Genomic DNA, 11,116 nt, shown 5'->3' on the forward strand with positions numbered 1-11,116 from the left:
CACGGTTTCTTGTTCTCCTGCAAACCCTCGCTTGCCACACGACGCGCCAAACCCCATATCATGCGCCATGATCAAGTTTACCCCCATCCTGTTGGCGATCCTTTATGCCGTGGTGATGTACCGATTTTCGGTCTGGCGCACCAAGCGGGAGCTTGACGCCCGGTCGACCGAACTTGTCGATCCCAAGCTAACGCCGCTTTTCTCGCGTCTGGCCAAGGCGCTCGACCTTGAGAAAATCAAGGTCTACATCTACGAAATCGATCCTGTAAACGGCCTTGCCGCTCCGGACGGGCGAATATTCATCACCCGGGGCTTTTATCGCAAGTTCCTCAAGGGCGAGGTTTCTGCCGAGGAAATGGCCAGCGTGATCGCCCATGAGTTGGGTCATGTCGCTCTCGGGCATTCCCGCCGCAGGATGATCGACTTTTCGGGTCAAAATGCCTTGCGGACGGCGCTGGCCATGGTGCTTTCCAGGTTCATCCCGGGGATCGGTGTATGGATCGCCAATGGCCTGACCTCGTTGCTTGCCGCGCGCCTGTCACGTTCGGACGAGTATGAAGCGGACGAATACGCGGCAGCGCTTCTGACCAAGGCCGGGATCGGCACCGCACCGCAAATTTCTCTTTTCGAGAAGCTCGAGGCCTTGACTCAATCTCGATCGGGTGCAATGCTGGTTTGGTTGATGAGCCATCCCAAAACGGCCGAGCGCGTTGCGGCCATTCAGACACTTGAAAATCGCTGGTCGGGCCTTCCGAGAGAACCTCTGTAACCGAAGCACACTGCCATTCTTCACATTGGCAGGAAGAACGCGCATCCCGACTGAAAATCCATGTCGGGCACATCCGATCCGACTTCACGTTTTTCCGAGAAAAAGGCGCTCAGCCGTTTGCAAGAGCCTTTCCCAATCGCGGAAGACGCGCCTTCTTGAGCAGCGCACGTATCTCCCAACTTTCGCCGGAGAGACGCCGCGCTTCCTCCAGAACCGCCTTGCCAATGCTGCGAACCGGATCCGGCGTCGCCTCGAAGACCCCCAACAGGAAAGTGTCCGGATCAGCCCGGCTCACACCCTCTTCGGCCAAGACGCCCCTAGGAAAATCCTTCGCGTTCAGCGTCAGTATCAGGTCGGCAGAGCCCGCGATTGCCGCAGCCAGAACATGCACGTCCGCGGGATCGGGCAACCAAAGGCGCGTTTCCAGTGACGAAGGCCATTCGACTTCTGCGTCCGGCCATTGCTGCGCAAGCATCACCGCCTCGGTCCGCGCCTGCGAGACGCCTTCCGGGCCAAGCTTCACCACCGATCGCTGCCACTCTTCGATGATGCGATTAGACCAGAGAGGTTGGAAAATACCCTCGGCGGCGACGCCCAGGAGCATCTGGCGCATTACCGTGGGATAGATCACGCACGTGTCCAGAACGCATTTCATAACCGAAAGAACAGCGCCTTCAGGTAACCGCTTTCGGCCAGTTGCGGGTGCAGCGGATGGTCGGGCCCGGCAAACCCTGTATGGATCAGCGCCCCGTCGCGTCCGGCCCGGCCGATACCCTTGACGCAAGCGGCACGGAACTTGTCCAGCGTCGCCGCGTGTGAACAGGAACAAAGGCCAAGATACCCGCCCTCCGCGACGAGGGGGGCCGCGAACCGGGCCACACGTTCGTACGCGCGCAGGCCTTTTTCCAGAACCTGCTTGTTGGGGGCAAAAGCCGGAGGGTCGCAGATGACCACATCGAAGGTCTCTCCTTCCTCCGCCAAAGCGCTCATAACCTCAAAGGCGTCTCCCTTCCGCGTGGAAAAGCGGTCGGTCGCTCCCATGCGCCCTGCCCCTTCCTGCGCCAGCTCCAGGGCCGGTTGCGAACCGTCGACGGCCAGTGCACTTGCAGCGCCTGCCGCCAGGGCCGCAAGCGAGAATCCCCCGACATGACTGAAGACGTCCAGGACGCGGCTTTCAGCAGCGAGAGTGGCGGCAAAAGCGTGATTTGGACGCTGATCGTAGAAAAGCCCGGTCTTTTGGCCGCCAGTCAGGTCCGCCATGTAAGTGGCGCCGTTCATGACAACGGGGCGGGGTGATGCAGGCATATCCCCGAGCAAGGCGCCCGAGCTGTCGTCAAGCCCTTCCAGGACCCGCGCTCGCCCGGAGGCGTTCTTGATCACGCAGGTCACGCCCGTCACGGTAACAAGACTGTCAACGATCTGCGGTAGCAGGGCCTCGGCCCACGCCGCGTTTGGCTGAACCACGGCAATCTCGCCGAAACGGTCGATGATCACGCCGGGCAGCCCGTCCGCCTCAGCGTGAACGAGTCGGTAGTAGGGTGTGTCGAAGACCCTCTCGCGCATCGTATGGGCCCGTTGCAACCGGGCTGCTATCCAAGCCTGATCGATCTGCACATTCGGGTCACGGTCCAGGACGCGCGCCATGATACGCGAGCTGGGATTTACGGTGACCGTCGCCACTGGCGCGCGGTCCGAGTCTTCGAGCAATGCGATGGTGCCGGGCGCAATTGCCTTTGTCCGGCGGTCGGCCACCAGCTCGTTGTCGTAGACCCAAGGAAACCCGTGCCGTATTGCACGGGCCTGCGTCTTTGGCTTCAAGCGGATCGTTGGCAAGGAGGACGTCGTCATGCCGTCCCCCTTAAGCCGTTTCAGTTGGTGTGGGAAGCACCCAGTTGGTTCAGTGCGCCCATCAGTCCCAGACTGGCCGCCTGATATCCGTTCGGGCTGCCCAGCTGCCTCTGGATGACCGACGCCAGATGTGTCGTGATCCGGTACTTCTGCGTCAGACCTTGCGATTCGGCCTTGATCGCCGCCTGTCCGCCAAGCGCCTTGAAATCGGCCTTCACGAATTGCGGTTCGCCGTAGGCCAGGCCGGTTTCGGGATCGCGCAGCAGCATGTGGAACTGAAGCGAATGGACGCCGCCCACCGTGTAGCGCGCCTTTTCGGTCAACGCATGAAAGCGCGTCACCTGGATGTCCAGGATTGCGGGCACCTTGCCCGGCCGCATCGCATCGACTCCTTGCCGCATTGCATCTTCAAAGATTGCCTTGACCTGGGCGTGCCGGTCGCCAGCAGGATCCTCTCGCCACACGATGTCGCCGCCCGGATAATAGCGGTTGGCCTCGGACACCTTCAGCGATTTGGGTACGCTGACACGGATGTCCTGGATATCGTAGGACGGCACGGAGATGATTGCCGGTGTCGTGTCCAGCGGGGCGTTGCGCGTCGCTGTTTCAGGCGCGGAACAGCCCGCCGCTGTCAGGGCGACGATCAGGGCGCAGATGGCTCGACGTGTCTTCATTGTCTTCCTCCTCGGCGCGGTCGTCGCGCGGAACTCGGAAGCAAGATGCAATTGGATTGAGGCAGGTTTTAGGCAAATTCAGCACTTTACGAAGGTGTGACCCGGCGGCACTCGTTCACTCAACGCTCACGAGCGCGCGCCCCCCCACGCCGTTTCGGTGTCTGCGACGATTGAAGTCCTTCTCGCAATACAGACGTCATCGGATGATCCGGACCTGCATCGCCGTGGCGTTCAAGCAACCGCTCCAGCCGCGCGTGGGTATCTCCCTCGCCATCGACCGACAACGCCCAATCCAGAAATATCGACCGGCATTCCCCCGGTGTTATGCCCTCGATACGATAGGCTTCCCGTATCAAGCCCTTGGGGTCCAGAGCGTCAGCCATTCTCGCAACCTTTGTTCAATGCGGCGTCGATCACCAGACCAGCCTGGCGTGTCCTTGCGTCCAGATCATCTCTCAGTTCGGACATGCTGTCATGTCCCGTCTGGCGCAGAATGAAAGATTTCGCCCCGGCACCAAGCGACTCTTCGTCGATGGGTTTGTCGCCGAGCAACCGTGCGGCCTGCGTCACCTGCCAGCAAAGCCGATATGCCGCTTTCAATGCCGCCTCGTCTGCGTCACTTAACCACCCGGCGGCGACACCGGCCGTCAATCCGGCCTCGACCGAGCGTTCGGGTTGGCCTGCCAGCAAGCATCCTGCCTGCGCCACCAGTTCGATCTCCTGCATCCGTCCGGACCCCAGCTTGGTGTCCCATGCGCCGGCCGAACTCTTGGCCGCGGCGATCCGCGCGCGCATCTCGGCCACTTCAGACAACACCTTAGCCTTGTCACCCCTTGATTGCAGCAGGGAACAGCGGAACGCCTCGACATCCCCGGCCAGAGCGTCCGGACCGGCGACGGCCCGCGCCCGCGTCAAGGCAAGATGTTCCCACACCCACGCCTCTTCCTGCTGATAAGTCTGGAAAGAGGTCCAACTGGTCGCCACCGGCCCCTGGTTGCCCGAGGGCCGCAGGCGCATGTCGACCTCGTAAAGGCGCCCTTCGGACATGGGGGCGGTCAAGGCCGTAATCAGGGCCTGTGTCAACCGCGCGTAATAAGGTCTCGTTGCCAGAGCGCGACGACCTTCCGACCGCTCGACGCCTTCCGCGTCATAAATGACGATCAGGTCCAGGTCCGAGGCGGCATTGAGCTTCCCTGCCCCGAGCGAGCCCATGCCGAGCACGACGGCACCACGCCCCGGCGGCGGCCCATGCTTCTCGGCGAAATGGGCGCACACGACTTTCCAGATTTCTGCCAGGATCACCTGTGCCAGATCCGCATATTGCGCACCTGCCTTGTCGGCATCTATCAGGCCGCGCAACAGATGTACGCCTGTGCGAAAGTGCCATTCCTTCTGCCACCGACGCGCCGCATCCAGCTTGCGCTCGTAGTCTTCTTCGCGATCCAGACGCGCGGCCAATTCCTTGCGCAAATGCTGCTCATCGGGCCAAGGGGCGAAAAAATCGCCGGCGATGACCGCGTCGAAAACACCGGCATGGCGCGACAGATACGACGCCAGAGCAGGCGATATCCCTGCAATATCCACCATCAGGTCGATCAGCTGCGGATTGGCTTCGAACAGGGCAAAGACCTGAACGCCTGCGGGCAGACCCGCCAGGAATCCATCGAATGCAATAAGTGCGTCTTGCGGCGTGGAAGAGCGGCTGAGCCGTTCCAGCAGATCCGGTTTCAACCGATCAAATATCGTGTTGGCCCGTTCACTGCGCAGCGCCGGATAGTTGCGCCATCGTGCAATCACTTCTTCATCCAGACCCTCGACCTTAGCGGGTCTTTCGCTTGTGCCTTCAGGCGCGAAGAATCCTTCGATCAGGTCATGCACGGTCTGTAAGCGCTCGGTCAGTTCGTCCCGAAATTCCTTCTCGTCACGATCGCAGAAGTTCGCCAGCCGCGTCCATCCGTCGGCCTGATCGGGCAGTATCTGGGTCTGCGCGTCCCGCAGCATCTGTAGACGATGCTCGATTTCGCGGTGAAAGCGATAGTTTTCGGTCAACGTGCCTGCCGCGTCCCCGGGCACCCAGTTCTTTTCCGCAAGTCTGGCCAGACCCTCGACCGTGCCGCGCACCCGCAAATCCGGGTCTCTTCCGCCCGATATCAACTGGCGGGTCTGGGTGAAGAACTCGATCTCGCGAATGCCGCCGCGCCCGAGCTTCATGTTGTGTCCGTCCAGACGTATCGGCCCATGCAACCCTTTATGCTCCCGGATGCGCAGGCGCATATTGTGCGCGTCCTCGATCGCGGTGAAATCGAGGTGTTTGCGCCAGACGAACGGGCGCAAGGTATCCAGAAAACGCGCCCCCGCCTCCGGGTCGCCTGCCGCGGCGCGGGCCTTGATGTAGGCGGCCCGTTCCCATGTCCGGCCCAGGCTTTCGTAATAGGTTTCTGCCGCCCCCATCGCCATGCAGACGGGCGTCACGTTCGGGTCCGGCCGCAGGCGCAGATCCGTCCGGAACACGTAGCCATCGGCGGTACGGTCGTTCAACGTGGCCGCCATCCGCCGTGTTGCGCGCACAAAGCCGGTTCGTGCTTCATGATAAGCGTCGCCATTGAAACGAGTCTCATCGAAGAGGCAGATCAAGTCGATGTCGGAACTGTAATTCAGTTCGTATGCGCCCATTTTACCCATGGCCAGAACCACCATGCCGGCGGCTTCCTCCAGCATGCTCTCATCCTGGCCCGGGATCTTGCCGCGCCGAAGCTCGGGCAGCAGCGCCGCCTGCAAGGCTATCCTGACCGCCCGGTCCGCGAAGCGGGTCAAGGCATGCGTCACCTCTTCCAAGTCCCAGACACCGCCGAGGTCGCACATTGCAACCAACAGTGCCACACGCGCCTTGAGCCGCCGCAGACGCGGCGGCGCCTCGTCAAACGGAATGTCATCGACATCCTTCAGCAATGCTTCGAACGCCGCTTCTGGATTCGAGAAAACCTCCGGCAACCACTCCCGCTCTTTCAGGCAGAGTGAATGCAAGTAGGGGCTACACCCTGCCGTCCCCTCAACCAGGGCACCCAGATCCTCAGAGAGCCCTGGCATGGCCTGTCTGGCCTCCTGCCCGGGTTCAGGATCGTGGGGTCGCGGACAACGGGACATGCGGGCGGAAAAGCTCATGCGCCAAGTGATACACCCTCAAGATGGCCGGTCAATGCGTGCCACCGCTGCAAATGTGAAAATTATTAACATCACCCCTTGTCACAGCGGCGGCGGCTTCCCATCTGGGAGATGTAAATGGAATTCACATCCAGCCGAAACCAACGTTCAGAAAAGGAACCAAGGATGAATACGCAGACCTACACTCCGCGCTCCGGTGGCATTCCCGGCGTGTTCGCAAGGGCCGAAACGTGGCTCGACGAAAAAGGCAAGGTCGCATGGATCGCCGCGCTCGTGGCGTCGATCGTTGTCTTCTGGCCGCTGGGCCTCGTACTGCTTGCCTACATGATCTGGGCCAACAAGTTTTCGTGCCCCTCGGGTCGCGTGACGCATCGCCAATCGTCACGAGCTTTGCGGGGGTCTTCCGGCAATTCCGCCTTCGACGCCTACCGCGATGCAACGCTGCGCCGCCTCGAAGAGGAGCAACAGAACTTCGAGGCGTTCCTCGATCGGCTGCGCGCCGCCCGGGACAAGGCAGAGTTCGACCAGTTCATGGAGGAACGCGCTCGCAAGGCAGGCTCTGACGAGGACCATGAGGACGAAGATCGCGAAGCAGCACGCAACGCTTGACCACGGACACGCCTCGATCCCCGTGCCGCACCTTTCAAGGCGCGGGGTACAGGCCTATATGCACACCATGACCGAAACCACCTGGCATACTCCCGACCCCGACACGCAACCCGACTTTTACGCCGACGTGCCGCTCAAGCGGTTCCTGGCTTGGGTGGTGGATAGCGTGCTTGTGATCGTGATCTGTGTTCTGATCCTGCCTTTTACAGCTTTTACGGGCCTCTTTTTCCTGCCCATGCTGTTCCTCTCCGTCGGGTTGATCTACCGGACCGCGACCATCGCCAAAGGGTCGGCAACTTGGGGGATGCGGCTGATGGCCATAGAGTTCCGCAGCGCATCGGGCCAACGTCTCGATGCAGCCACGGCGTTCCTGCACTCGCTCGGCTTCACCTTTTCCTGCGCCGTCCCGCTTGTGCAACTGGCCTCGATGCTATTGATGCTGGTCGGACCAAGGGGCCAGGGCCTTACCGATCACGTTCTCGCAACCGTGGCCGTGAATCGTCGCGCGACCAGTTGACGCCGCCCCGGTCATAGCCGGATTTGACCTCTTGGCGCAGCGATGCATCATTGTTATCGTCACCTTTGGAAGTTGCAAAGCCTGTCATGCGTCACACTCTCCCCATCGCGCCCCAATTCTACGTGACGGCGCCTCAGCCCTGCCCCTACCTTGAAGGCAGGATGGAGCGTAAGTTGTTCACTGCGCTTCAGGGCGACGGCGCGCAACGTCTGAACGACACTCTTTCCAAGCAGGGGTTTCGCCGCTCGCAGAACGTGCTTTACCGTCCGTCCTGTGCCGATTGCGCCGCGTGCCTGTCGGCCCGGGTCAGTGTCGAGAATTTCTCCGCCTCGCGCAGCCAGCGCCGGACGCTGAAACGCAACGACCACCTGGACCGTCGCGCGACCTCGCCCTGGGCCACAGAGGAACAGTACGAGCTCTTCCGCAAGTACCTCGAGGACCGGCACGCCAATGGTGGCATGGCCGACATGGATACGTTCGAATTTGCAGCGATGATCGAAGAGACGCCAATCCGGACGCGCGTCGTCGAATATGCGGACCGAGAAAGCGGCGATCTGGTCGCGGTCTGCCTGACGGACGTGTTCGACGACGGTATAAGCATGGTCTACTCGTTCTACGACCCGGATCGTCAACGTAACAGCCTTGGAACCTACATCATCCTCGACCACATCGAGATCGCGCGCGAGGCGGGGCTGCCCTATGTCTACCTGGGGTACTGGGTGCCGGGCAGCGCCAAAATGGGCTACAAGGCCGCGTTTTCGGGGCTCGAGGTCTATTCAGGCGGGACATGGCAGGAAATGCGCGACCCGGCTGATTACGAGGCACATTGCCATCCGCTGTCCAACGATCCCATTGCGGAACAGGTCGCAAATATCTCGCTTCCCGACAGCAAGCCGTTACGAACCAAGAAATACTGATAGGCTCGGGTACCGCACTGTCTTAGATCGTTGTCGCTTCTTTCTGCAATCGCGCGCCCTGACGACAACACGTTCGTGTGTGGGGCAACTCTTTCTTGTCACCCTTCTGTGGCCATGGGCGGCTTGCGTGATATCTGTTGCCTGACCCGATTGAACGAGGTTCCATGCCCTGCCTTGACCGCCGCCATTTTCTTGCGATTTCTGCTGCGTTTGTCGGGTCTCCGGCTCACTCTCAACCCGCTTCGTGGCGCACCGTGGCTGACGCAGGCCAGGCGCTCGACCAGCTTCATGCAGTCCTGATCCACCAACACGGCGCGGAGGTTTTCGGCGAGGTATTCCGTGGCCCTGAGATGGGAACTCCGGCGCCGATAAAGTCGGTCTCGAAAACCGTGGTTGCCGCCTTGACGGGCGCAGCAATTGACCGTGGCGAAATTTCCTCCGTCGACGCCACGATTGGCGAACTGGCTCCCGGCCTCATTCCGGATGACGCCGACCCACGCGTTCATGACATCACTATCGAAAACCTCGTGACGATGCAGGCAGGGCTGGAGCGGACGTCAGGGCCGAATTACGGCGGCTGGGTCAGCAGCGAAAACTGGGTCGCCAATGCGCTCTCGCGCCCGTTCGAGACGGATCCCGGCGCGCGCATGTTGTATTCGACTGGCTCCTTTCACGTACTCGGCGCAATCCTGTCCGAAGTGTCCGGCCAAAGCCTGCTCGACCAAGCCCGCGACCGGCTGGGGGCACCGCTCGGCATCAGAATCCCGCCATGGACCCGCGATCCGCAAGGGCGCTATCTGGGCGGAAACGAAATGTCGTTGAGCCTTCCGGCGATGATACATTTCGGAGAAATGTATCGGCGCAAAGGCATGTGGGGCGACACACACGTCCTCAGCGAGGCTTGGGTCTCTCGGTCCTTCGAGCCGGTCACGCGCTCACCTTGGTCCGGACTACGGTACGGTTACGGCTGGTTTCTGGGGCAATCCGAGGGCGACGCTTACGCCCTTGCGCGCGGGTATGGCGGACAGATCATATGCGTGGTTCCCGGCTTGGGATTGACCATCGCAATCACGTCGGATTCGACACAGCCTGCCCGCAGCGCCGGGTATTTCGGCGACCTGATGCGGTTGATCGAAGGCACGATCCTGCCCCTGGCGCGCAAGGATACGACCTGAACGGTCCAGACGGAACCGCGTGGTTTTTCGGCAAGTGACCCCAATTGCCGCCCACACACGCGGAATTGATCGCGTCTGCCTTGTCATGTTGCGCCACCGAGCGAAAACTCGTTCCATGCGGGTTCTCACTTTCATTTGCGCGATCTTCTTCGCCGGCTCAGCCCTTGCCGAAACGCGGCAGGAGGTCGGTCTTGAACTGGTTCTGCTTGCGGACGCGTCGGGCTCGATCGACGACATGGAACTCTCGTTTCAGCGACAAGGCTACGCAAGCGCGATCACCGACCCCGACGTGATAGAGGCCATTCAGGACTCGCTCTATGGAAATGTCGCCGTCACCTATGTCGAGTGGGCAACCAACGCCGCCGTGGTCGTCCCGTGGACGGTCATCGATGGCGAAAGCTCGGCGCGGGCTTTTGCGGACGCCTTGGCTGGCCCGCCACGTCAGGCCTACGGCAGCAACGCCATCGGTGATGCGCTTCTGGAAGCCAAGCGCCTGATCGAGACCAACGACATCCTCGCGCCCCGCGCCGTTATCGACTTCTCCGGCGACAGCATCCGAAATTCGTCCGGCCCGCCGATCGCGGCGGCACGCGCCGAAGTTCTGGCTGCGGGGATCGTGATCAATGCGCTGCCCATCCTGCGGCCGGAAGACGGACGTCGCGCCGGGGCCAACCTCGAAGACGAATATGCCGAGCGGATCATCGGCGGGCCCGGGGCCTTCATGGTGACGGCCGAAGGGCGCGACAGCTTTGCCCGAACCGTGCGCCGCAAACTGGTGCTCGAGATATCGGGGCGCACCCCTGCCCCAGGCGCCGGGCGGGTCGCCGCTGTGTCGGCACATTAGGCGCGCGTCGCTGCAGCTTAGCCGAGAGTGTCCAGAACGAAGGCTGCCCGTTCACGCACGCTGGTTTTGGGCAGGTGAACCAGGCGATAATTGAGCCGGTCGTAGGCCGCGCACAGCCGATGGTATTCGTCGACGGCTGCATCGAAGCCGTGTTGGCGCGCCGCGTCGTTCCGGTAAAGTTCAGGCCAGGGCGGGGCCATGAAGACAGTCCGATGAAACGGGGCGGCACCTGCGAGGCTGTCGCTCAGGGATATCCCCGCGGCGTGCTCCAAGGCCACCGACGCGTCGATCAGGCCGCGGTCGAAGAACACCCAAGACCCGTCATCCTGCACACCCGCCCTGTCGCGCAGCGCCATCTCGACAGCACGTCGGGCAAAGGCCTCAAGGTCGATCCACGGCAGCGCCGCACCTGTGCCCTGCATCTCGGCTTCGACAATCCGCCTGCCCGGCTCGGTGACAACGCGGTAACCGGCTCGGTCGAGCGCGGCCAGCAGCGTCGATTTCCCACCCCCGGAACAGCCTGACACGATCACATGCCGGCGCGCAACGGGACTCATCAGGCCCGACTGACCGCTGCGCGGAACGGGCAGAGACCTGGTCC

At 61.8% G+C, this 11,116-nt stretch carries 12 protein-coding genes; 6 read left to right on the plus strand and 6 right to left on the minus strand.

Going from position 1 to position 11,116, the window contains the following annotated elements; genetic code table 11:
• Positions 1 to 67: 67 nt before the first annotated feature.
• Positions 68 to 769: a M48 family metallopeptidase gene (locus FIU89_RS10660; RefSeq protein WP_152492567.1), complete on the plus strand. Its 702-nt coding sequence runs from the start codon at positions 68 to 70 to the stop codon at positions 767 to 769.
• 109 nt (positions 770 to 878) lie between these two features.
• On the opposite strand, the gene FIU89_RS10665 is transcribed toward FIU89_RS10660, so the two are convergent.
• From FIU89_RS10665 to FIU89_RS10685, 5 genes are all read right to left on the minus strand, one after another.
• Positions 879 to 1,424, minus strand: a complete 546-nt coding sequence (locus tag FIU89_RS10665; protein ID WP_152492568.1) for an RSP_2648 family PIN domain-containing protein — start codon at positions 1,422 to 1,424, stop codon at positions 879 to 881.
• Positions 1,421 to 2,617 carry an RSP_2647 family RNA methyltransferase gene (locus FIU89_RS10670; protein WP_152492569.1) on the minus strand — a complete coding sequence of 399 codons (1,197 nt, stop codon included), beginning with the start codon at positions 2,615 to 2,617 and terminating at the stop codon, positions 1,421 to 1,423. The genes FIU89_RS10665 and FIU89_RS10670 overlap by 4 nt, the downstream gene beginning before the upstream one ends.
• Before the next feature lie 20 nt (positions 2,618 to 2,637).
• Entirely contained in the window at positions 2,638 to 3,291 is a 654-nt protein-coding gene (locus tag FIU89_RS10675; RefSeq protein ID WP_152492570.1) for a DUF6778 family protein, read from the minus strand.
• Positions 3,292 to 3,410: 119 nt separating this feature from the next.
• Positions 3,411 to 3,674 (minus strand): hypothetical protein, encoded by a 264-nt coding sequence (locus FIU89_RS10680; RefSeq protein WP_152492571.1) that lies wholly within the window; start codon positions 3,672 to 3,674, stop codon positions 3,411 to 3,413.
• A complete protein-coding gene (locus FIU89_RS10685; RefSeq protein ID WP_152492572.1) occupies positions 3,667 to 6,453 on the minus strand; it encodes a glutamine-synthetase adenylyltransferase in 2,787 nt (928 codons plus the stop codon). The genes FIU89_RS10680 and FIU89_RS10685 overlap by 8 nt, the downstream gene beginning before the upstream one ends.
• A gap of 165 nt (positions 6,454 to 6,618) precedes the next feature.
• Between FIU89_RS10685 and FIU89_RS10690 the strand changes: the two genes are divergently transcribed.
• The 5 genes from FIU89_RS10690 to FIU89_RS10710 all read left to right on the plus strand — a co-directional run bounded on the left by FIU89_RS10690 (position 6,619) and on the right by FIU89_RS10710 (position 10,515).
• A complete protein-coding gene (locus FIU89_RS10690) occupies positions 6,619 to 7,062 on the plus strand; it encodes a DUF2852 domain-containing protein (RefSeq protein WP_152492573.1) in 444 nt (147 codons plus the stop codon).
• Positions 7,063 to 7,129: 67 nt separating this feature from the next.
• The gene (locus tag FIU89_RS10695; RefSeq protein WP_152492574.1) at positions 7,130 to 7,579 is read left to right on the plus strand and encodes an RDD family protein; all 450 of its coding nucleotides are present in this window, start codon (positions 7,130 to 7,132) and stop codon (positions 7,577 to 7,579) included.
• An 86-nt stretch (positions 7,580 to 7,665) separates the two neighbouring features.
• Positions 7,666 to 8,496: an arginyltransferase gene (locus FIU89_RS10700; protein ID WP_152492575.1), complete on the plus strand. Its 831-nt coding sequence runs from the start codon at positions 7,666 to 7,668 to the stop codon at positions 8,494 to 8,496.
• 164 nt (positions 8,497 to 8,660) lie between these two features.
• Positions 8,661 to 9,671, plus strand: coding sequence for a serine hydrolase (locus tag FIU89_RS10705; RefSeq protein WP_152492576.1), 1,011 nt, complete (start codon positions 8,661 to 8,663; stop codon positions 9,669 to 9,671).
• 115 nt (positions 9,672 to 9,786) lie between these two features.
• Positions 9,787 to 10,515 carry a DUF1194 domain-containing protein gene (locus FIU89_RS10710; protein ID WP_152492577.1) on the plus strand — a complete coding sequence of 243 codons (729 nt, stop codon included), beginning with the start codon at positions 9,787 to 9,789 and terminating at the stop codon, positions 10,513 to 10,515.
• 17 nt (positions 10,516 to 10,532) lie between these two features.
• Here the strand turns inward: FIU89_RS10710 and FIU89_RS10715 are convergent, their stop codons facing one another.
• Positions 10,533 to 11,072, minus strand: a complete 540-nt coding sequence (locus tag FIU89_RS10715) for an AAA family ATPase (protein ID WP_152492578.1) — start codon at positions 11,070 to 11,072, stop codon at positions 10,533 to 10,535.
• Positions 11,073 to 11,116 lie beyond the last annotated feature (44 nt).

It is taken from the genome of Roseovarius sp. THAF27, from assembly GCF_009363655.1.
Lineage (GTDB): Bacteria > Pseudomonadota > Alphaproteobacteria > Rhodobacterales > Rhodobacteraceae > Roseovarius.

Coding starts and splice junctions, on each gene's coding strand:
- FIU89_RS10660 (WP_152492567.1), top strand. CDS start 68: ATGATCAAGTTTACCCCCATCCTGTTGGCGATCCTTTATGCCGTGGTG.
- FIU89_RS10665 (WP_152492568.1), bottom strand. CDS start 1,424: ATGAAATGCGTTCTGGACACGTGCGTGATCTATCCCACGGTAATGCGC.
- FIU89_RS10670 (WP_152492569.1), bottom strand. CDS start 2,617: ATGACGACGTCCTCCTTGCCAACGATCCGCTTGAAGCCAAAGACGCAG.
- FIU89_RS10675 (WP_152492570.1), bottom strand. CDS start 3,291: ATGAAGACACGTCGAGCCATCTGCGCCCTGATCGTCGCCCTGACAGCG.
- FIU89_RS10680 (WP_152492571.1), bottom strand. CDS start 3,674: ATGGCTGACGCTCTGGACCCCAAGGGCTTGATACGGGAAGCCTATCGT.
- FIU89_RS10685 (WP_152492572.1), bottom strand. CDS start 6,453: ATGAGCTTTTCCGCCCGCATGTCCCGTTGTCCGCGACCCCACGATCCT.
- FIU89_RS10690 (WP_152492573.1), top strand. CDS start 6,619: ATGAATACGCAGACCTACACTCCGCGCTCCGGTGGCATTCCCGGCGTG.
- FIU89_RS10695 (WP_152492574.1), top strand. CDS start 7,130: ATGACCGAAACCACCTGGCATACTCCCGACCCCGACACGCAACCCGAC.
- FIU89_RS10700 (WP_152492575.1), top strand. CDS start 7,666: ATGCGTCACACTCTCCCCATCGCGCCCCAATTCTACGTGACGGCGCCT.
- FIU89_RS10705 (WP_152492576.1), top strand. CDS start 8,661: ATGCCCTGCCTTGACCGCCGCCATTTTCTTGCGATTTCTGCTGCGTTT.
- FIU89_RS10710 (WP_152492577.1), top strand. CDS start 9,787: ATGCGGGTTCTCACTTTCATTTGCGCGATCTTCTTCGCCGGCTCAGCC.
- FIU89_RS10715 (WP_152492578.1), bottom strand. CDS start 11,072: ATGAGTCCCGTTGCGCGCCGGCATGTGATCGTGTCAGGCTGTTCCGGG.